This window comes from Glutamicibacter sp. HZAU (genome assembly GCF_004100365.1).
GTDB classification, from domain to species: domain Bacteria; phylum Actinomycetota; class Actinomycetes; order Actinomycetales; family Micrococcaceae; genus Glutamicibacter; species Glutamicibacter nicotianae.
On sequence record NZ_SCKZ01000003.1, the window covers coordinates 279,175 to 299,773 of the forward strand.

At 65.5% G+C, this 20,599-nt stretch carries 15 protein-coding genes and 1 tRNA gene; 14 read left to right on the forward strand and 2 right to left on the reverse strand.

Annotated features, from left to right (window positions below; translation table 11 throughout):
• The first annotated feature begins 31 nt into the window (after window positions 1-31).
• The 7 genes from trpB to pyk all read left to right on the forward strand — a co-directional run bounded on the left by trpB (window position 32) and on the right by pyk (window position 11,430).
• Window positions 32-1,363: a tryptophan synthase subunit beta gene (trpB, locus tag EKH49_RS06015; protein ID WP_128470118.1), complete on the forward strand. Its 1,332-nt coding sequence runs from the start codon at window positions 32-34 to the stop codon at window positions 1,361-1,363.
• Complete coding sequence (gene trpA, locus EKH49_RS06020; RefSeq protein WP_128470119.1) at window positions 1,364-2,146, forward strand: tryptophan synthase subunit alpha; 783 nt, start codon at window positions 1,364-1,366, stop codon at window positions 2,144-2,146.
• A complete protein-coding gene (lgt, locus tag EKH49_RS06025; protein WP_236641052.1) occupies window positions 2,146-3,180 on the forward strand; it encodes a prolipoprotein diacylglyceryl transferase in 1,035 nt (344 codons plus the stop codon). The genes trpA and lgt overlap by 1 nt, the downstream gene beginning before the upstream one ends.
• 121 nt (window positions 3,181-3,301) lie before the next feature.
• Entirely contained in the window at window positions 3,302-3,514 is a 213-nt protein-coding gene (locus EKH49_RS06030) for a hypothetical protein (protein WP_128470120.1), read from the forward strand.
• A gap of 236 nt (window positions 3,515-3,750) precedes the next feature.
• On the forward strand, window positions 3,751-8,370 hold the full coding sequence (gene gltB, locus EKH49_RS06035) for a glutamate synthase large subunit (protein WP_442903500.1): 4,620 nt from the start codon (window positions 3,751-3,753) through the stop codon (window positions 8,368-8,370).
• The gene (locus EKH49_RS06040; RefSeq protein ID WP_128470121.1) at window positions 8,363-9,832 is read left to right on the forward strand and encodes a glutamate synthase subunit beta; all 1,470 of its coding nucleotides are present in this window, start codon (window positions 8,363-8,365) and stop codon (window positions 9,830-9,832) included. The genes gltB and EKH49_RS06040 overlap by 8 nt, the downstream gene beginning before the upstream one ends.
• Before the next feature lie 86 nt (window positions 9,833-9,918).
• The gene (gene pyk / locus EKH49_RS06045; RefSeq protein WP_128470122.1) at window positions 9,919-11,430 is read left to right on the forward strand and encodes a pyruvate kinase; all 1,512 of its coding nucleotides are present in this window, start codon (window positions 9,919-9,921) and stop codon (window positions 11,428-11,430) included.
• A 185-nt stretch (window positions 11,431-11,615) separates the two neighbouring features.
• Here pyk and EKH49_RS06050 read toward each other — a convergent pair.
• A tRNA-Leu gene (locus EKH49_RS06050) sits at window positions 11,616-11,700 on the reverse strand.
• A 189-nt stretch (window positions 11,701-11,889) separates the two neighbouring features.
• On the opposite strand from EKH49_RS06050, the gene EKH49_RS06055 reads away from it, so the two are divergent.
• The 4 genes from EKH49_RS06055 to EKH49_RS06070 all read left to right on the forward strand — a co-directional run bounded on the left by EKH49_RS06055 (window position 11,890) and on the right by EKH49_RS06070 (window position 14,914).
• The gene (locus EKH49_RS06055) at window positions 11,890-12,507 is read left to right on the forward strand and encodes an ANTAR domain-containing response regulator (RefSeq protein WP_066138831.1); all 618 of its coding nucleotides are present in this window, start codon (window positions 11,890-11,892) and stop codon (window positions 12,505-12,507) included.
• A 290-nt stretch (window positions 12,508-12,797) separates the two neighbouring features.
• Entirely contained in the window at window positions 12,798-14,030 is a 1,233-nt protein-coding gene (locus tag EKH49_RS06060) for an inorganic phosphate transporter (RefSeq protein ID WP_128470123.1), read from the forward strand.
• Window positions 14,027-14,275: a hypothetical protein gene (locus tag EKH49_RS06065; RefSeq protein ID WP_073706076.1), complete on the forward strand. Its 249-nt coding sequence runs from the start codon at window positions 14,027-14,029 to the stop codon at window positions 14,273-14,275. The genes EKH49_RS06060 and EKH49_RS06065 overlap by 4 nt, the downstream gene beginning before the upstream one ends.
• 93 nt (window positions 14,276-14,368) lie before the next feature.
• Window positions 14,369-14,914 (forward strand): dihydrofolate reductase family protein, encoded by a 546-nt coding sequence (locus tag EKH49_RS06070; RefSeq protein ID WP_128470124.1) that lies wholly within the window; start codon window positions 14,369-14,371, stop codon window positions 14,912-14,914.
• A 79-nt stretch (window positions 14,915-14,993) separates the two neighbouring features.
• Here the strand turns inward: EKH49_RS06070 and EKH49_RS06075 are convergent, their stop codons facing one another.
• Entirely contained in the window at window positions 14,994-15,476 is a 483-nt protein-coding gene (locus EKH49_RS06075) for a hotdog fold thioesterase (RefSeq protein ID WP_128470125.1), read from the reverse strand.
• 85 nt (window positions 15,477-15,561) lie between these two features.
• Here EKH49_RS06075 and polA point away from each other — a divergent pair, with 85 nt between their 5' ends.
• From polA to EKH49_RS06090, 3 genes are all read left to right on the forward strand, one after another.
• Complete coding sequence (gene polA, locus EKH49_RS06080; protein WP_236641065.1) at window positions 15,562-18,174, forward strand: DNA polymerase I; 2,613 nt, start codon at window positions 15,562-15,564, stop codon at window positions 18,172-18,174.
• Window positions 18,175-18,242: 68 nt separating this feature from the next.
• Window positions 18,243-19,151, forward strand: coding sequence for a polysaccharide deacetylase family protein (locus EKH49_RS06085; protein ID WP_236641053.1), 909 nt, complete (start codon window positions 18,243-18,245; stop codon window positions 19,149-19,151).
• Between the two features lie 70 nt (window positions 19,152-19,221).
• Window positions 19,222-20,535 carry a GNAT family N-acetyltransferase gene (locus EKH49_RS06090; RefSeq protein ID WP_161567461.1) on the forward strand — a complete coding sequence of 438 codons (1,314 nt, stop codon included), beginning with the start codon at window positions 19,222-19,224 and terminating at the stop codon, window positions 20,533-20,535.
• Window positions 20,536-20,599: the final 64 nt, after the last annotated feature.

The following is a 20,599-nucleotide window of genomic DNA, read 5'->3' on the forward strand; positions in this document are numbered from 1 at the left end:
ATCAAGCTTCGTACGAGAAAAGAGGGAATCGATGAGCACTCCGGAGAACTCCGAGCACAGCCAGTCGATCGATGCACAGTCGCTGAGGCACGCAAGCGGCCCGTACTTTGGTGCGTATGGCGGACGATGGATGCCCGAGTCCCTCATGGCCGCCATGGACGAGCTGAACGAGACCTTCGAGGCGGCCAAGAACGACCCCGAATTCATCGCCCAGGTCAAGGACCTGAACAAGAACTACTCCGGACGCCCCTCGCTGCTCACCGAAGCCAAGCGCTTCTCCGAGCAGTACTGCGGCGGGGTGCGGATCTTCCTCAAGCGCGAGGACCTGAACCACACCGGCAGCCACAAGATCAACAACGTGCTCGGCCAGGCGCTGCTGGCCAAGCGCATGGGCAAGACCCGTATCATCGCCGAGACCGGCGCCGGCCAGCACGGCGTCGCCTCGGCCACCGCCGCGGCCCTGATGGGTCTGGAGTGCGTGGTCTACATGGGCGCCGAGGACACCCGCCGCCAGGCGCTGAACGTGGCGCGCATGCGCCTGCTCGGCGCCACCGTGATCCCGGTGACCGTCGGCTCCCAGACGCTGAAGGACGCGATCAACGAGGCGCTGCGCGACTGGGTCGCCAACGTCGAGACCACCCACTACCTGCTGGGCACCGCGGCCGGCGGCGCGCCGTTCCCGGCGATTGTCCGCTACTTCCACGAGGTCATCGGCGACGAGGCGCGCGAGCAGATCCTGGCCCAGGCCGGGCGCCTGCCCGACGCCGTGACCGCATGCATCGGCGGCGGCTCCAATGCGATCGGCATCTTCCACGGTTTCCTCGACGACCCGTCGGTCGAGATCTACGGCTTCGAGGCCGGCGGCGACGGCGTGGACACCGACCGCCACGCCGCGACCATCACCCTGGGCCGCCCGGGCGTGCTGCACGGCGCGAAGAGCTACCTGATGCAGGACGAGGACGGGCAGACCGTCGAGTCGCACTCGATCTCCGCCGGCCTGGACTACCCGGGTGTCGGCCCCGAGCACGCCTACCTGGCCGACATCGGCCGCGTCGCCTACGAGCCGGTCACCGACACCGAGGCGATGGAGGCGTTCAAGGCGCTGTGCCGCACCGAGGGCATCCTGCCGGCGATCGAATCCGCGCACGCGCTGGCCGGCACCATCCGGCTGGCCGCCCGCAAGATCGCCGAGGGCGCTGTGCCGCAGGAGACGATCATCATCGCGAACCTCTCCGGCCGCGGGGACAAGGACGTGGGCACCGCCGCCGCCTGGTTCAACATGATCGACGAAAAGGACGCCGAGGCCGAAATCAGCGCGGCCAACGCGCAGAACTCCGGCTCGCAGAACTCCAAGGAGAAGTAGATGACCCGCGTGACCAGCGCCAAGAAGATCGCCGCAGCCCGCGCCGAGGGCCGTCCGGCCCTCATCGGCTACCTGCCTGCCGGCTACCCGGACGTCGCCACCAGCATCGAGGCCGCCGTGGCGCTGGCCGAGAACGGCGTGGATGTCATCGAGATCGGCATCCCGTACTCCGACCCGGTCATGGACGGCCAGGTCATCCAGGAAGCCACCGTGCAGGCGCTGGCGAACGGCTTCAAGGTCCCGCAGATCTTCGAGATCGTGCGCGGGATCACCGAACGCACCGACGCGGCCGTGATGGTCATGACCTACTGGAACCCGGTGCTGCGCCTGGGCGTGGACGAATTCGCCCGGCGCTTCGCAGAGGCCGGCGGGGCCGGGCTGATCACCCCTGACCTGGTGCCCGATGAGGCCGCCGAGTGGATGGAAGCCAGCGAGAAGCACGGCCTGGAGCGCGTGTTCCTCATCGCTCCGTCCTCGACCGAAGCCCGCGTGCAGCGCACGGTCGACGCCTCTTCCGGGTTCGTCTACTGCGTGTCGCTGATGGGCGTCACCGGCGCCCGTTCCGAGGTGTCCTCCGCCGCGCAGGCAGTGGTCGACGCCGCCCACAACGCCGGCGCCGAGAACGCCTGCGTGGGCCTGGGCGTCTCGCGCCGAGAGCATGTGGAAGAAATCGGCGCCTACGCGGACGGCGTGATCGTCGGCACCGCGCTGGTCGCCGCTTTGCGCGACGGGGGAGTGCCGGCAGTCGGCGCCCTGGCCGCCGAGCTGAGCGGACGCGCCTGATGGCTTTCGCCACGCAGCTGGCCCTGGCCCTGCCGGCTTCGATCCCGTCTCCGCCGCCGGAGTTCTCGAAGATCTCGCTGGGCCCGCTGACCATCCACGCCTACGCGCTGTGCATCCTCGCGGGCATCCTGATCGCGCTGTGGCTGACCAACAAGCGGCTTTCCGCCCGCGGCGGGAACTCCGACATGCTCTGGGACATCGCGATCTGGACGATCCCCTTCGGCATCGTCGGCGGACGCCTCTACCATGTGCTGATCACCGACCCGATGTACTACTTCGGGCTCGGCGGGCAGAGTGCGCATCTGGCTGAGATCCCGCAGATCTGGCTCGGCGGGCTGGGCATCATGGGCGCGGTGTCGCTCGGCGCGCTCGGTGCCTGGATCGGCTGCCGGAGGGCCGGCATCCGGCTTTCTGCCTTCGTCGACGCCGCCGTGCCCGGCCTGCTGCTGGCGCAGGCGGCCGGACGCTGGGGCAACTGGTTCAACCAGGAGCTCTTCGGGGCGCCGACCGACCTGCCGTGGGGCCTGGAGATCGACCCGGATAGCTACAACTTCCCTGCCGGACTGCCCGCGGACACGCTTTTCCACCCGACCTTCCTTTACGAGTCGCTGTGGAACGTGCTCGGCGCCTTCGTGCTGATCGCGCTGGATCGGAAGTTCAAGCTGCGCCGTGGTGCGCTGTTCTGCTGCTACATGATCTGGTACGGGATCGGCCGCACCTTCACCGAATCGCTGCGCCTGGATGCGGCCGAGGTCATCGCCATCGGGCCGCTGGCCCTGCGCGTGCACCAGTGGCTGGCGATCGGTATGGTCATCGCCGGCATCCTCGCGCTGATCCTGGTCCTCGGCAAGCTGCGCGGCCAGCAGGCCGATCCGTTCTACCTGCCAGGAAAGGCGCCCGCGCCGGCCCCAGCAGAAGGCGGCAAGCCAGCTGAAGGCACCGGTGCCCAGGACACGTCCGAATCGGGAACCATGTCCGAATCGGAAACCGCGTCCGAAAAGGGAACCGGCGCTGATCCGCAGAACGAGAAGTAGCGGCAGCGAATCCATGGCCCCATTGCGGTGGCCGGCAAGCATTCATGCTTGCCGGCCACCGCTGGTTTAACCCGTCCCGCGGCCTCCGGGATCGGCTTCCATGACGAGCCAGGGACCCAATATGGCGAAGAAGCGCGAAAAATTTGGCGGGATGCCGACGCGTGTGCGCAACATGCTTGAAACATTTGGCGGCTTTCAAAATCGGCTGGCGAAAACGGTTTTCGGGCGTTTACCACCAAAAAACCTGCTTTTTCCGCGGGAACTGGGACAAAAGTTTTTAACATTGCGGAAACAGAAGCACGCGCATGGGAGAAACAAAACCTGCGTAACGTGAGATCCACGCACCGAACTGGTTGATCGACCCCTGGAACGGCCTTCCGGTGCAGCACCACAACGAGGTGGGAAATGTTCGTCCCCGAAACCTCGATGCGCAAGCAGACCCCGCTTAGCACTGTCGAAAAGTTTCAGCTAGATGAAACATCCAGGCGGCCGGAAGCCCTTGCGAAGAATTAGCCCTTTACCGGGGGTTGCCGCGCGCCTATCCTGCATGAACCACAGAAAGGCACGCTCATGAGCATGACCGGAGTCCAGATGAACGCCTCGCCAGGTTTTGGCGAGGAAGTCCCCTCGCCCTACACCCGTTTCTCCGCGCTGCCCGGCGCGCAGGGGCTGTACGATCCGGCGGCCGAGAAGGACGCCTGCGGCCTGGCGATGATTGCGTCCCTGAAGAACGAAGCCAGCCACGGCATTGTCGCCCATGCGCTGACCGCCCTGCGCCGTCTGGAGCACCGAGGCGCCATCGGAGCCGACGAGGGCACCGGCGACGGCGCCGGCATCCTGCTGCACCTGCCTGATGCATTCCTGCGCAGCGTCACCGCATTCGATCTTCCCGCCGCCGGCTCCTACGCCGTGGGCATGGGCTTCCTCCCGGCCGACGCCGGCGAACGTGCCTTCGCCCAAGAAGAGCTGGAAACCATGGCCGCCGAGGAAAACCTCGCGGTGCTCGGCTGGCGCGAGGTACCGGTCAACGCCGACGTGCTCGGCGCCTCTGCCCGCAAGGTGATGCCCTGCATCACCCAATTCTTCATCGCCGCCCCTGCCGGCGCCCCGGCCGCCACCAGCCGCGAGCTGGACGCCGCCGCCTGGCGCATCCGCCGCCGCGCGCACAACAAGATGGGCGTGTACTTCGCCTCGTTCTCCTCGCAGTCCATCGTCTACAAGGGCATGGTCTCCACCGCGCAGCTTGAGCCCTTCTACCCGGACCTGTCCGATAGCCGCTTCGCCAGCCGCTGCGCGATCGTGCACTCGCGTTTCTCCACCAACACCTTCCCGTCCTGGCCGCTGGCCCAGCCGTTCCGCACCATCGCGCACAACGGCGAGATCAACACGGTCAAGGGCAACCGCAACTGGATGCGCGCCCGCCAGTCCACCCTCGCCTCGCCGCTGCTCGGCGAGGTGCCCGAGGAACTGTTCCCGATCTGCACCGCCGGCGCCTCCGACTCGGCCTCCTTCGACGAGGTCGCCGAAATGCTCATGCTCTCGGGGCGCAACGTCGCCGAGACGATCATGATGATGATCCCGCAGCCGTGGGAAAACGACGACCAGATGGACGCGGATTTGCGCGCCTTCTACCAGTACCAGTCCATGCTCATCGAGCCGTGGGACGGCCCGGCAGCTGTCTGCTTCACCGACGGCCAGATGGCCGGCGCCGTGCTTGACCGCAACGGCCTGCGCCCGGCCCGCTGGTGGGTCACCGACGACGGTCTGGTGGTGCTTGCCAGCGAGGTCGGCGTGATCGACACCGATGAAGAGCACATCGTGGCCAAGGGCCGTGTCGCCCCGGGCAAGATGTTCGCGGTGGACCTGGCCGGCCAGCGCATCGTCGAAGATGCCGAAATCAAGGCTGAAGTGGCCGCCTCCAAGCCATGGCGCGACTGGGTGGCGCAGAACCTGAAGACCCTGGACGACTTCCCGGACCTGGAGCATGTGCGCCACAATTCGGCTTCCGTGGCCCTGCGCCAGCTGACCTTCGGCTACACCACCGAGGAGCTGCGCGTGCTGCTGGCCCCGATGGCCGCCGCTGGCGCCGAGCCGCTGGCCGCCATGGGCACCGACACCCCGATCGCCGCCCTCTCGCAGCGCCCGCGGCTGCTGTTCGACTACTTCACCCAGTCCTTCGCCCAGGTCACCAACCCGCCGCTGGATGCGATCCGCGAAGAGCTGGTCACCTCCATGGGCACCGCGATCGGCCCGGACGGTAACCTGCTGTCCCTGGACCGCGTCGAGCAGACCCAGATCGCACTTGACTACCCGGTGCTGACCAACGACCAGCTGGCCAAGATCGCGAACCTGCGCGACGAATCCGGCGCCAAGTACACGCTGAAGGTGCGCGGGCTGTACCGCCCGGCCGGCGGCGAATCCGAGCTGCGCGCCCGGCTGCAGGAAATCTGCGAGAAGGTCTCCGCCGCGGTGAACCGCGGGGTGCGCTACATCGTGCTTTCGGACCGCGACTCCTCGGCCGCCTGGGCGCCGATCCCGTCCCTGCTGCTGACTTCCGCGGTGCACCACCATCTGCTCAAGAGCTCGAACCGCACCCGCGTCTCGCTGATCATCGAGTCCGGCGACGCCCGCGAAGTGCACCACATCGCGCTGCTCATCGGCTACGGCGCCAGCGCGATCAACCCCTACCTCGCCCTGGAATCGGTCGAGCAGATGGCCGAGAACGGCGAGCTGCCCGGCGTCGACGGAAGCCAGGCCAGCGCCAACCTGATCAAGGCGCTGGGCAAGGGCGTGCTGAAGATCATGTCCAAGATGGGCATCTCCACGGTCTCCAGCTACTGCGGCGCGCAGACCTTCGAAGCCGTCGGCCTGTCCCAGCGCGTGGTCGACCAGTACTTCACCGGCACCGCCACGAAGCTCTCGGGCATCGAGCTGGATGTGGTGGCCGCCGAAGCCGCCGCCCGCCATGCGCGCGCCTACCCGGAGATCGACGGCGGCGCCCAGCCGCTGGAATTGGAGACCGGGGGAGAGTACCAGTGGCGCCGCGAAGGCCCGCCGCACCTGTTCAACCCGGAAACCGTCTTCCGCCTGCAGCATTCCACCCGCACCCGCCGCTACGACGTGTTCAAGGAGTACACGAAGGCGGTGGACGACCAGGCCGCGCAGCTGAAGACCCTGCGCGGGCTGCTGAAGTTCAAGACCGAGGGCATCACCCCGATCAGCATCGACGAGGTGGAACCGGTCTCCTCGATCGTCAAGCGGTTCTCCACCGGCGCGATGAGCTACGGCTCGATCTCCGCCGAGGCGCATGAGACCCTGGCCATCGCGATGAACCGGCTGGGCGCCAAGTCCAACACCGGCGAGGGTGGCGAGGACCCCGAGCGTCTGCTCGACCCCGAGCGGCGCAGTGCCATCAAGCAGATCGCTTCGGGGCGCTTCGGCGTGACCAGCCTGTACCTGACCAATGCGGATGACATCCAGATCAAGATGGCGCAGGGCGCCAAGCCCGGCGAGGGCGGCCAGCTGATGAGCGAGAAGCTCTACCCGTGGATCGCCAAGACCCGGCACTCCACCCCGGGCGTCGGGCTGATCTCCCCGCCGCCGCACCACGACATCTACTCGATCGAGGACCTGGCCCAGCTGATCCACGACGCGAAGTGCGCCAACCCGTCGGCCCGCGTGCACGTGAAGCTGGTCTCCGAGTCCGGCATCGGCACCGTCGCGGCCGGCGTGGCCAAGGCCAAGGCGGACGTGGTGCTGGTCTCCGGGCACGATGGCGGCACCGGCGCCTCGCCGATGAACTCGCTGAAGCATGCCGGCACCCCGTGGGAGATCGGCCTGGCCGAAGCGCAGCAGACGCTGATCCTCAACGGGCTGCGCGACCGCGTCACCGTGCAGGTCGACGGCCAGCTGAAGACCGGCCGCGACGTGCTGATCGGTGCGCTGCTCGGGGCCGAGGAGTTCGGCTTCGCCACCGCCCCGCTGGTGGTTTCCGGCTGCATCATGATGCGCGTATGCCACCTGGACACCTGCCCGGTGGGGGTGGCCACGCAGAACCCCACGCTGCGCGAACGCTTCACCGGAAAGGCCGAATTCGTGGTGAACTTCTTCGAGTTCATCGCCCAGGAGGTGCGCGAACTGCTCGCCGCGCTGGGGGCCCGCACCCTGGACGAGGTGATCGGCAAGGTCGAGCTGCTGGACACCGATGCCGACCAGATCACCGCCCACGACAAGGTGGCAGGGCTGGCCCTGGATGCGATCACCCATGTCCCCGACGTCGAGCTGGCCGCGCGCCGCCGACGCATCGGCCAGGACCACGGGCTGGACACGCACCTGGACCAGCAGCTGCTCGCCGCCGCCGCGCCGGCGCTGGCAGACCGCCTGCCGGTGAGCATCGACGCGAAGATCGTGAATACCGACCGCTCCACCGGCACGCTGCTGGGCCACCACGTGACCAAGACCTTCGGGGTGCAGACCCTGGAGCAGGACACCATCAAGGTGAACCTTTCCGGCCGCGCCGGCCAGTCCCTGGGCGCGTTCCTTCCCGAAGGGATCACGCTGAAGCTCTCCGGCGACGCGAACGACTACGTGGGCAAGGGCCTGTCCGGCGGCCGGATCGCGATCCACCCGCCGCACACCACCCTGTCCAAGCCCGAAGAGCAGGTCATCGCCGGCAACGTGGTCGGCTACGGCGCCACCAGCGGCCAGCTGTTCATCAACGGCATGGTCGGCGAACGCTTCGCGGTGCGCAACTCCGGGGCGAGCATCGTCACTGAGGGCATCGGCGAGCACGGCTGCGAGTACATGACCGGGGGACAGGTGCTGATCCTGGGCGCCACCGGCCGGAACTTCGGCGCCGGATTCTCCGGCGGCACCGCCTGGGTGCTGGACTTCGATCCGGCCAAGCTGAACCCGCTGGCCGCCGAGCATGGCGACCTGCTGGTCGCCCCAGTCAGCGACGCGGAAGCCGAACGCATCCGCGAGCTGCTCACCGAGCACATCGCGTTGACCGCGTCCCCGCTGGCCTCCCGCCTGCTGCTGGACTGGGAGAACACCCGCGGCCGGCTGACCAGCATCACCCCGCGCGACTTCGCCGCCGTGCAGCAGCTGCGCAGCGATGCGGTGGCCAGCGGGCAGAACCCGGACTCGCCGCAGGTATGGAACAAGATTTTGGAGGTGACCCGTGGCTGATCCACGCGGATTCCTGAAGGTGGCCGAACGCGTCACCCAGCCCAAGCGCCCGGTCTCGGTGCGCCTGATGGACTACAAGGAGGTGCTCGAGCGCCAAAAGGCCGGCACCCTGAAGGAGCAGGCCGGCCGTTGCATGGACTGCGGCGTGCCGTTCTGCCACAACGGCTGCCCGCTGGGCAACCTGATCCCGGAGTTCAACGACCTGACCTACAAGGGCCGGATGGACGACGCGGCAGCCCGGCTGCTTTCCACCAACAACTTCCCGGAGCTGACCGGCAAGCTGTGCCCGGCCCCCTGCGAGGCCTCCTGCGTGCTGGGGATCAACCAGCCCGCGGTGACCATCAAGCAGGTCGAGGCGGAGCTCGCCGGGCACCTGATGGATGCCGGCGGCTTCGAGCCGCAGCCGCCAGCCAGGCACACCGAGCACCGCGTGGCGATCGTCGGCTCGGGGCCGGCCGGCCTGGCCGCCGCCCAGCAGCTGACCCGCGCAGGGCACACCGTGGCGGTGTACGAGCGCGACGAGGCCATCGGCGGCCTGCTGCGCTTCGGCATCCCGGATTTCAAGCTGGAAAAGCAGGTCATCGACCGCCGCCTGGAGCAGATGGAAGCGGAAGGCACGATCTTCCGCACCGGCATCGAGATCGGCAAGGACATCAGTTGGAAGCAGCTGCGCCGCGACTACGACGCGGTCATCGTGGCTACCGGCGCGACCGTGCCGCGCGAGCTGCCGGTGCCGGGCAACCAGCTCGATGGCGTGCACCACGCCATGGAGTTCCTCACCGATAACAACCGCGTGGTGGCGGGGCTGAAGTCCGAGCGCTCGATCGATGCCAAGGGCAAGCACGTGATCGTCCTCGGTGGCGGCGACACCGGTTCGGACTGCATCGGCACTGCCCTGCGCCAAGGCGCCGCCAGCGTCACCACGCTGGCCATCGGCAAGCAGCCGGGCACCGAACGCCGCGAGGACCAGCCGTGGCCGATGATGCCGGTGCTGTTCGAGGTGCAGACCTCCCATGAGGAAGGAGGCGAGCGGACCTACCTGGCCTCGACCGTCAACTTCATCTCCGGCGAGGGAACTGAGCAAAACAAGGTGATCGGTGTTACAGTTGCAGAGACAGAATTTGTTGCTGGCAAGCGCCTCCCGAAGCCTGGAACCGAACGCGTAATCAAAGCGGATCTGGTCCTGCTTGCCCTCGGGTTCACCGGTCCGGAAGTTTCCGGATTGGACGAACAGGTCAGTATCGAATTCGACAACCGGGGCAACGTCGCCCGAGATGGCTACTACATGACGAACACCGAGTCGGTATTCGTCGCCGGAGACGCCGGTCGGGGACAGTCGCTGATCGTGTGGGCTATCGCCGAAGGACGCGCTTGCGCGGCCGCGGTCGACAAGTTCCTCACGGGTTCGACTACCCTCCCTGCGCCGGTTGCTCCAACCGATAGGGCCATCAGCATCATTTGAGTGACATAGGCTTGAATGCGGCGCACCCGGAAACCGGGTGGGCCGCATTTTGCCTCTGTGAACATGAAAGGCATTTGGCTGACGGAATGAGACGCGCAAAGATTGTGGCAACCTGGGGCCCGGCCCTGGCAAGTTATGAAAACACTGTAGCGGTACTGAAGGCGGGCGTGGACGTCGCCCGCTTGAACATGAGCCATGGAGACCACTCCATGCACGCGCAATCCCTGGCGAATGTGCGCAACGCGGCCGCAGAGGTAGGCCGTGCTGTCGGCATCTTCGCCGACCTGCAGGGTCCGAAGATCCGCCTCGGCCGCTTCAAGGACAACGCCAAGTACATCCTCGAGGCCGGTGAGGAATTCACCATCACCATCGAGGACATCGAAGGCACCCGGAACCTGTGCTCGACCACCTTCAAGGGACTTCCTACCGACGTGCAGCCAGGGGACTTCCTGCTGATCAACGACGGCAAGGTCAAGCTCAAGGCCATTGCGGTCGACGAGAAGACCGTGCGCTCCGAGGTCGTCGTGGGCGGCGAAGTGTCCAACAACAAGGGCATCAACCTGCCGGGCGTGGCCGTGAACGTGCCTGCGCTGAGCGAAAAGGATGAGGACGACCTGCGCTGGGCCATCCGTGCCGGCATCGACATGGTCGCCCTGTCCTTCGTGCGCAACGCCGAAGACATCGAGCGTGTCCACGAGATCATGGATGAAGAAGGCCGCCGTGTGCCGGTCATCGCCAAGATCGAGAAGCCGCAGGCCGTGGCGGCACTGGAAGAAATCGTCAACGCCTTCGACGCGATCATGGTCGCCCGAGGCGACTTGGGCGTCGAGTTGCCATTGGAAGAAGTTCCACTGGTGCAGAAGCGTGCGGTCGAGCTGGCTCGCCGCTGGGCGAAGCCGGTCATCGTCGCCACCCAGGTGCTTGAATCGATGATCGAATCGCCAACCCCGACCCGTGCCGAGGCTTCGGACTGCGCCAACGCGGTGCTCGACGGTGCCGACGCGGTCATGCTCTCGGGAGAGACCTCCGTAGGCGAGTACGCGGTGGAAACGGTGGAGACCATGTCTCGGATCATCTCTTCGACCGAAGAGCACGGACTGGATCGCATTCCACGCCTGGGCTCCAAGCCGAAGACCCGCGGCGGTGCGATCACCCGCGCCGCAGTGGAAATCGCCGATCAGCTCGATGCGAAGTACATCGTCGCCTTCACCCAGTCCGGTGACTCGGCACGGCGCCTCTCGCGTCTGCGCCCGAAGAAGCCGGTTCTGGCCTTCACCCCGCTGCAGCAGACCTACAACATCATGACCCTGATGTGGGGTGTGCAGGCACGCTTGGTGGCCTACGCCGATCACACCGACAAGATGACTGCCCAGGTGGACGAAGCTTTGCTCTCCGAGGGACTGGCTGACCTCAACGACCTGGTCTGCATCGCAGCCGGTTCCCCTCCAGGGCAGGCCGGCTCGACCAACTCGCTGCGCGTGCACAAGATCGGCGACCTGGCAGATGCCGGCCAGCTGGTCGATGGCAAGCCGATGCCTGCACGCGAGAAGGTTGGTCCGTGGGATCCGGAGAACGTCTCGGCTCCGAAGAACCTGTAGTCGCCGCTACCCTCTAGCCCAAGCGTATCGATCCGTCCTGTCCCAGAAGCTGGGGCAGGGCGGACTCTGCTTGGGTCGGCAAATGCGGGTTGTGAACTCGAGCACAGCCAATCGACAACCCATCGGCCGGGGGCGCGAAAAAGGCCGTTGAACCGGAAATATTTCCGGCCCAACGGCCTTGAAGCTGGTGCCCAAGGTGGGACTCGAACCCACACATCTTTCGATACCGCATTTTGAGTGCGGCGCGTCTACCGATTCCGCCACTTGGGCTGGCACTTTGACTACTTTACTAGAGGTTTTCCAGATTTCCTAATCAGGATCCTCGCGTCTTCGCCTGAACAAGAGTACATGCCAGTAGGCTTAGAAGTGAAACCGAGGCAACGTGGCTTCGCTGAACCTAAACCACCTAGATGCCGCCCGCGCAGCGGGCAGGAATTCTGACCATGGAGGAAGGCGCCAATGAGCGAACTACCTGAAATCACCCGCATCCCATCCGAGGTGCAAACCACTCCGCGTCGCGTGGTCGTTGCCGAGGACGAAACCCTGATCCGCCTGGACATCGTCGAAATCCTCCGCTCCGAGGGCTACGACGTCGTCGCCGAAGCCGACAACGGCCAGGCGGCTCTGGAAAAGGCCCGCGAGCTGAAGCCCGACCTGGTGCTCATGGACGTGAAGATGCCGGTCATGGACGGCATTACCGCCGCCGAAGCCATCGTCAAGGAACGCATCGCCCCGGTGGTCCTGCTGACCGCCTTCAGCCAGAAGGAACTGGTCGAGCGCGCCCGCGAAGCCGGGGCCATGGCCTACGTGGTCAAGCCGTTCACCCCTGCAGACCTCACCCCGGCAATCGAAATCGCGATTTCCCGCAATGACGAACTGCGCGCGCTGGAAGAAGAAGTCAGCAACCTGGCCGAGCAGTTCGAAACCCGCAAGCTGGTGGACCGCGCCAAGTCGCTGCTCATCACCAAGATGGGCCTGACCGAGCCGGAAGCGTTCCGCTGGATCCAGAAAACCTCCATGGATCGCCGCTTGAGCATGCGCCAGGTCGCCGAGACGGTCGTCGACCAGGTCAAGTAGGCACCGCCAGCCACAAGAGTGTGCGCCAAACCACGTATGGTTTGGCGCACATTTTTTATGCCCTCGACCGGCTGGAACGGCGTTCGACTGGGCGTTCACCGTTCCGTAACCTTTTGTTCACCCTTTCTTCCGCTGAATGGGGTTGCAATCCTGGATTGACGTACTGCGTGGTAGGCCTAAGATGGAAATTGCGCCGAGAACGAAGACCCGCACGCCATTACCCTCCGCAGGACCCTTCTTCATGGCCCGTTCACTTTTCCTTGCCGTTCGACCCCTCAGGCTGGTATTCAATGGATTTGACGCTTATCGTCGTCCTGGTCATTGCCTTGGCGTTGTTTTTCGACTTCACCAATGGTTTCCATGACACGGCCAATGCGATGGCCACTCCAATCGCAACCGGAGCAATTTCCCCTAAGAAGGCTGTTGCCCTCGCCGCAATTCTGAACCTCGTCGGCGCTTTCCTCTCCACCGAGGTAGCGAAGACCATTTCAGGCGGCATCATCAACGAAGACCCGACCACGGGCGTAGCGATCGGCCCGGCGATGATCTTCGCGGGCCTGATGGGTGCCGTGATCTGGAACCTGTTCACCTGGCTGCTGGGCCTGCCATCGAGCTCTTCCCACGCACTGTTCGGCGGCCTCGTTGGCGCCGCGATCGTCGGTGCGGGGTTCGCATCGGTGAACTACAGCGTGCTGCTGTCCAAGGTGCTGCTCCCGGCCATCTGCGCGCCGCTGATCGCGGGCATCTCCGCATACCTGTGCACGAAGCTGGCGTACGCCATCACCAAGCGTGAAAACGGAGCCTCGCCGAAGCGTGGCGGTTTCCGCTACGGCCAGATCTTCTCCTCCTCGCTGGTCGCGCTGTCGCACGGCACCAACGATGCGCAGAAGACCATGGGCATCATCACCCTGACCCTGGTGGCTTCGGGCCTGCAGGATTCCGAATCCGGAGTGCAGTTCTGGGTGGTCGCCACTTGCGCCTTCGCCATCGCATTGGGTACCTACACTGGCGGCTGGCGCATCATCGCCACCATGGGATCGGGCCTGACCGACGTGAAGCCTGCGCAGGGCTTCGCCGCCGAGATGTCCACCGCTTCTGCGATCCTGACCTCGTCGCACCTGGGCTTCGCGCTGTCGACCACCCAGGTAGCTTCCGGCTCCGTGATCGGTTCGGGCATGGGCCGCAAGGGCGGCGAAGTCCGCTGGGGCACCGCCGGCCGAATCGCCCTGGGCTGGCTGTTCACCCTGCCGGCTGCCGGCATCGTCGGCGGCATCGCCGCCGCCATCACCCACCTGGGCAACATCGGCATCGTGATCGTCGCTGTCGCTGGTACCGGTGCGATGCTGGCCATCTGGTTCATCTCGCGCAAGCAGCCGCATGACCACGAGTCGAACATCTCCGACATCGACAACTCCGGCGCAGCCGTGAACATCTTGTCCAAGAAGGAACGCCGCGCCAAGGCCAAGGCGGAAGCCAAGCAGGCCAAGGCCGCCGCCGCGCAGAAGGAAGCTGATAATTCATGATCGACTGGACAGCATTCCTCGTCGTTGCCGTCGTCACGTGGGTTGCCGCGTTGGCGATTGTGGCAGCCTACTCCTTCGGAGTCCGCCTGCTTGCCGTTGCCAAGGATGGCGGCCGCAGCCAGGGCGTGAGCAAGGCCGGCGCCTACGCCTGCTTCGTGGTGTGCGGACTGATCGTCGCCTTGGGCGTCGTGCTGATCGTGCCGCAGCTGAGCGAGGCCATCCTGGGCATCTCCTCAAGCCACTAGAGCCGCGCTCGGCATCCGGCGGATCCGACACGAATCCGGGCTCCCCGGCCAACTTGATATCACCTTCGATGGAGGCACCCCTAGACTGGAGCCATGACTAGCTTCAAGTACTACGTGGGTGCCTCCATCGATGGTTTTATCGCCGATCGCAACGGCAGCGTGCAATGGTTCACGCCCTATGCCTCGCAGCCGGGAGTGAAAAAGCATTTCGACGAGTTCTTCGAGACCGTCGGCGCCGTAGTGATTGGCGGCAAGACCTACGAGAACATCGTCCGCGACGCCACAGAGGGATCCGTGCCGTGGGTGTTCGGCGACAAGCCGGTATGGGTCTTCACCCACCATGAACTGCCGACACTGCCCGGGGCGGATCTGACCTTCATCCGCGGCGAGGTGGGCTTCTGGAGCAGGGACATCGCGCAGAGTGCAGGGGCCGGTGATGTGTGGGTGGTAGGCGGGGCCGACCTGGCCGGTGCCTTCGTCGAGGCCGATGCGCTCGATGAGCTGCTGCTGGTCACCGTTCCGGAGGTGCTCGGCGGCGGGGCGAATCTGTTCGGCCGCGCGATCAGCACGCAGCTCTCCTCCCTGGAGATCACCGACCTGGGAGCGGACATCGTCCTCTCGCGCTACGCGATCGGCTAGGTGGCGCCGGAGACCAGCCGAAAACGCGGCGGCGCTCCAGAAGGGCAGGGCTTGCCCGGAGCGCCGCCTGCACGGATTGCTATTCGACGGGCAGCAGCATGTTGGTGATGCGGGCGGTCGCAATCCGCTGGCCCTGCTCATCGCTGATCACGATTTCATGGCAGGTGCTGCTGCGGCCCAGATGCACCGGGGTGCATACCCCGGTGACAACCCCGGACCGGCCGGCCTTGTGGTGGGTGATGTTCAAATCAACGCCGACCGGGTTGGCGCGGCCGGCGCCATGCAGCGCGGCAGCCATCGAACCGAGGGTTTCGGCCAGCGCTGCGGACGCCCCGCCATGCAGGATCCCATAGACCTGGGTATTGCCCGCCACCGGCATCGTGGCCGCCACGCGCTGGGTTTCGAACTCGGTGAAGACGATGTCCAATTTCTCCACCAGCTCGCCCACGCCATTTTGCCGCAGGTGGGGCCACATGGTTTCGGGGATGCCATGGCGCGATAGCTGCGCGGCAAACGGATGTGCCGAAGATTGCGTGGTTTGTGAAGTGAAATTGTCGCTCATGGCAACTAGGCTTTCAGGTGTGAGCGAAACAACCAAACCGACTGCTTCGTCGGACAAGAGACTGCTGATCATCGACGGACACTCCATGGCCTTCCGCGCGTTCTATGCGCTGCCTGCAGAGAACTTCGCAACAAGCACCGGCCAGCACACCAATGCAGTGCACGGGTTCGTGTCGATGCTGCTGACGATGATCCGCCAGCAAAAGCCCAGCCACGTTGCGGTGGCCTTCGACTTGGACACCCCGACCTTCCGCTCGCTGGAGTACACCGAGTACAAGGGTGGACGCAATAAGACCCCCGAAGAGTTCTGCGGACAGATCGACCTGATCAAAGAGGTCATGAAGGCGATGAACATCCCTTCGATCACCCTGGAAAGCTTCGAGGCCGACGACATCCTGGCCACGCTGGCCACCCAGGGCGAAGAAGCCGGGTTCAACGTGCTGGTGGTTTCCGGGGACCGTGACGCCTTCCAGCTGATCACCGACAAGACCCTGGTGCTGTACCCGAAAAAGGGCATCAGCGATATCCCGCCGATGGATGCCGCCGCGGTGGAAGCCAAGTACTTCGTGCGCCCTGAGCGCTACTCGGATTTGGCCGCGCTGGTGGGTGAAACCGCCGACAACCTGCCCGGCGTGCCGGGCGTGGGTCCGAAGACCGCCGCGAAATGGATCAACCTCTACGGGGATCTGGCCGGGATCCTGGAGAACATCGAGAACATCAAGGGCAAGGTTGGCGACGCCTTGCGCGAGCACGTGGACAACGTGACCCGCAACCGCCGGTTGAACCAGCTCAAGCACGACCTGGAACTGCCGGTCACGTTCGATGAGATGGAACTCGAAGCCCCGAACCGCGAAGAGATCGAGAACCTGTTCGATGCGCTGGAATTCAACACCCTGCGCAAGCGCCTGTTCGACCTGTTCGCGGCCCAGGAAGAGGAAGCGGCACCGGAAGTTGCCGAATTCTCCCGGGTGCTCGACGCCGATGCCGCTGCGCTGCGGGGATTCATCGAGGCCGGGAGGGGCGCGGCCATCGCGATCCAGCCCGCCGTGGCTGGCGGCGAAGCCGTGGGCCTAGCCCTGTTCCGCGGCGCCGAAGCCCTTTGGCTGGAACTGGCACACCTCGATCAGGACACCGAGGCCGTGCTGGCGCAGTTCCTCGCCGATGAGAACGCCCCGAAGCTCTTCCACGACGCCAAGGCCGCCATGCACCTGCTCATCGAGCGCGGGCTGGAGATCGCCGGCATCAGGGACGACACCCTGATCAGCGCCTACCTGATCCAGCCCGATCGCCGCAGCCACGACCTGGTCGACGTGGTGCAGTACCACCTGAAGTACACGGTGCCGGTGCACCAGGCCAAGAAGGGTGAACTGGATCTGGGACTGGCCTCCGAGCTGGCCGAACCGGCCCTGGCCCAGGCGCAGGCCATCCACGACCTCTCCGCCTACCTGGCTTCCAAGCTGGCGGAGAAGCACGCGGACAAGCTGGCCGCCGAGATGGAGCTGCCGCTGATTCCGGTGCTCTTCGAGATGGAACGCGCCGGTGTGGCGGTGGACGTGGACCGGCTCAATGAGCTGCGCGCCCACTTCACCGAGCAGGTGGACCAGGCGACCAACGACGCGTTCGCCGCGATCGGCCACGAGGTTAACCTCTCCAGCCCGAAGCAGCTGCAGGTGGTCCTGTTCGAGGAGTTGGACCTGCCGCGCACCAAGAAGATCAAGACCGGCTTCACCACCGATGCCGAGTCGCTGCAGGATCTGCTGGTCAAGACCGGGCACCCGTTCCTGGTCGCGCTGATGGCCTACCGCGATGCGATCAAGCTGCGCCAGACCGTCGACGGCTTGCTCAAGGCCACCAACGACGATGGCCGGATCCACACCACCTATGCGCAGACCGTGGCCGCCACCGGGCGCCTGTCCAGCCTGAACCCGAACCTGCAGAACATTCCCGTGCGTTCGGAAGAGGGCCGGCGCATCCGCGACGTGTTCATGGTCGGCGAGGGCTACCAGAGCCTGCTGACCGTGGACTACTCGCAGATCGAAATGCGCATCATGGCCCACCTCTCCGAGGACGCCGGGCTGATCGAGGCCTACCAGAACGGCGAAGACCTGCACCGCTACGTCGGTTCGCGCGTGTTCAACGTCGAGCCGGAAGACGTCACCAGCGAGATGCGCTCCAAGGTGAAGGCGATGAGCTACGGCCTGGCCTACGGGCTGAGCAGCTTCGGGCTCTCCAAGCAGCTGAAGATCGGCGTGGACGAGGCCCGCAAGCTCATGAAGGACTACTTCGACCGCTTTGGCGCCGTGCGCACCTACCTGCGCTCGGTGGTCGACCAGGCCCGCAAGGACGGCTACACCGAAACCATCTTCGGCCGCCGGCGCTACCTGCCGGAGCTGAACAGCTCCGATCGACGGCTGCGCGATATTGCCGAACGTGCTGCGCTGAACGCCCCGATCCAGGGATCGGCCGCCGACCTGGTCAAGGTGGCCATGCTGCGCATCGCCGAAGGCCTGGAAGACGGCGGGTACAAGTCCCGGATGCTATTGCAGGTGCATGACGAACTCATCCTGGAGATCGCCGAGGGCGAGCTGGAACCGGTGCAGGAGCTGGTGACCCGCGAAATGGGACAGGCAGCAGACCTGCTGGTGCCGCTGGATGTCCAGCCGGGCATCGGCCGGACCTGGCACGACGCCGCGCACTAGCGCGCTGCAACCAGCAGGGCAGGGGCACCGCGTCGTGCTCCTGCCCTTTGGCATGACCCAAAGGCTTGATGAAAGAGGCGGACGTGGAGCAGTACTCGCGGCGTTGGGCGCTGAAAACCGGCAGCTTGGGGCTCGGCGCGTTGGCCGCCGGGCTGATCTCCGGTTGCAGCGCAGTTGCCCCCGAACAGCGGTCCACGGCCCCGGCAGCCTCGGCAACCCCACCGCCTTCCGCCACGGCTTCGTCCCAGCCAGCGTCCGCCTTTTCTACGGCATACCCGAGCCGGAGCCAGGTGATCGAAAAGTTCAAGGAGGTTCCGGCCGGGCAGTTCGGGCTGGATATCCCGGGCATCGAGCTGGGCTTGCCTAAGGGCAGCGAATACGCGGCGTTGACCTTCGATGCCTGCGGGGGACCAAACGGCTCCGGCGCGGACGAAACCCTGCTGGATGCCTTGCGCGAGTTGCAGGTGCCGGCAACCCTGTTCGTGAACCAGCGCTGGGCTCGGGCCAATGCGCGGCTGCTGGCCGAACTGGCCAGCGATCAGCTGTTCGAGATCGCCAACCACGGTACCAGCCATGCCCCGCTGGCCACAGGGGGCCAGAGCGCCTACGGCATCATGGGTACTGGATCGATCGCCCAGGCCTACGACGAGGTGATGGGCAACCAGCTGTATCTGGCCGAGCAGTTCGGCATCACCGCGAAATTCTTCCGCTCCGGCACCGCCCACATGGACGAAGCCGGCGCGGCGCTGTGCCGCGAACTGGGCGTGCTGCCGATGAACTTCACGGTCAACCTGGACGCCGGGGCGAGCTTCGACGCGACGACCGTCGCCGCGCAGGTTAGCCAACTGCGCGCTGGGGATGTCGGCATCGGGCACTTCAACCAGCCAGCTTCGGGCACGGCGAAGGGCCTGGCACCTGGGCTGGTCCAGGCGCTGGATTCTGGCCTGCGATTCGCCAAGCTCTCCGATGCCTGGTGAGGCCTTCCCCTCGCAACAGGCCAGCAGGGGCATAGACTGTGACCAGCCGACTTCCACGCCAAGGAGCACGATGAGACCAGAGCCCCAGCCGCAGCTGGAAACCCGGACCTTCCAGGCCGATGCGCGAAGCGGGGAACTCGACGAAGCGATCAAGCTGTTCCATCGGGCCACCGGGATCGGCTTCTACGAGCAGCTGCCGGACGAGCCCAACTGGAAGAACTACCTGGACCTGACCTACGCGCAGAAAATGCGCTTCTGCCTTGTGTTCGACCCGCACGCCGAACCGCACTCGCGCCATGCAACCGAACCGGTGCACACCTACGGGGCATTTCCCGGGCTGCTCAATGCCGGTGGCGGCGAACCGGTGCCAGCGCACAAGATCACTTCGGTCACCGTGGCCCCGAGCTATCGGCGGCGCGGCATCCTGGGCAGGCAGATTACTGCCGAGCTGGCCTATGCGCAGCAGGAAGGATTCCCGCTGGCCGCGTTGACCGCATCGGAAGCGACGATCTATGGGCGGTACGGTTTTGAACCGGCCACCTTCCAATGCCGATTCACGCTCAAGTGCGCCGACGGGTTGAAGCTGCGAGTCCAACTGCCGGGCAAGGTGGTGGACGCCGATCCTGCCCGCTTCGAAGCTGACTACGCCGCGCTGGCCGTGCGCGCATTCGAGCGGACCTTCGGCTCCGTGGACAGCACCGAGTACGACAATGGCTACGCCCTGGGCCGCTGGGACAACTGGGAGACCTTGGACAAGCCGAAGAACCTGCGCTTTGCCGCCTACTACGACGATGCCGGCCAGCTCGGCGGGTTCGCCACCTACAAGTTCGGCGGCTGGGACGAACCAAAGGCGAAGCTCGTGGTGCACAAGCTGATCGCCACCAGCGATGCCGCCCGGATCAAGCTCTTCGAATATCTGGGCAACCATGATCTGGTGGAGGAAGTGCATGGCCAAGGTCCGGTGGCCGATCCGCTGCGCCAGGTGCTGGACAACGTGCGGGACTACCACGTGCGTTCCATCGACGATTCGCTATGGCTGCGCGTACTAGATGTTGCCGCCGCTTTCCAGGTTCGCGGTTACCAGCATGATGCCCGGTTGCTGTTGCGCGTGAACGACCGGATGGATTTGATTTCCGGGACCTATCTCTTCGACGTGGCCGATGCCCGCGCCACGGTGACCCGAATCGACGAAGGACAGTCCGATCCCGACCTGCCGCTGGTCGCGCTCTCTGAAAGGGAGGTGGCTGGCCTCTATCTCGGGACAGTGCAGCTTGATCAATTGCTGGATTCCGGCCGTGCAGAACTGGTCGGCGGGGCAGGCGCAGGGAACTGGCGGCGCGCGTTCAGCGTGGCGCGCGAGGGATTCACGCCACACGGTTTCTAGCGGGATGGGGGCGAAAACCGGATATTATGACGAAGTTCACAAAATGCTGGCGTTGATGTTAGCG

Coding starts and splice junctions, on each gene's coding strand:
- trpB (WP_128470118.1), top strand. CDS start 32: ATGAGCACTCCGGAGAACTCCGAGCACAGCCAGTCGATCGATGCACAG.
- trpA (WP_128470119.1), top strand. CDS start 1,364: ATGACCCGCGTGACCAGCGCCAAGAAGATCGCCGCAGCCCGCGCCGAG.
- lgt (WP_236641052.1), top strand. CDS start 2,146: ATGGCTTTCGCCACGCAGCTGGCCCTGGCCCTGCCGGCTTCGATCCCG.
- EKH49_RS06030 (WP_128470120.1), top strand. CDS start 3,302: ATGGCGAAGAAGCGCGAAAAATTTGGCGGGATGCCGACGCGTGTGCGC.
- gltB (WP_442903500.1), top strand. CDS start 3,751: ATGAGCATGACCGGAGTCCAGATGAACGCCTCGCCAGGTTTTGGCGAG.
- pyk (WP_128470122.1), top strand. CDS start 9,919: ATGAGACGCGCAAAGATTGTGGCAACCTGGGGCCCGGCCCTGGCAAGT.
- EKH49_RS06055 (WP_066138831.1), top strand. CDS start 11,890: ATGAGCGAACTACCTGAAATCACCCGCATCCCATCCGAGGTGCAAACC.
- EKH49_RS06060 (WP_128470123.1), top strand. CDS start 12,798: ATGGATTTGACGCTTATCGTCGTCCTGGTCATTGCCTTGGCGTTGTTT.
- EKH49_RS06065 (WP_073706076.1), top strand. CDS start 14,027: ATGATCGACTGGACAGCATTCCTCGTCGTTGCCGTCGTCACGTGGGTT.
- EKH49_RS06070 (WP_128470124.1), top strand. CDS start 14,369: ATGACTAGCTTCAAGTACTACGTGGGTGCCTCCATCGATGGTTTTATC.
- EKH49_RS06075 (WP_128470125.1), bottom strand. CDS start 15,476: ATGAGCGACAATTTCACTTCACAAACCACGCAATCTTCGGCACATCCG.
- polA (WP_236641065.1), top strand. CDS start 15,562: ATGGCCTTCCGCGCGTTCTATGCGCTGCCTGCAGAGAACTTCGCAACA.
- EKH49_RS06085 (WP_236641053.1), top strand. CDS start 18,243: ATGAAAGAGGCGGACGTGGAGCAGTACTCGCGGCGTTGGGCGCTGAAA.
- EKH49_RS06090 (WP_161567461.1), top strand. CDS start 19,222: ATGAGACCAGAGCCCCAGCCGCAGCTGGAAACCCGGACCTTCCAGGCC.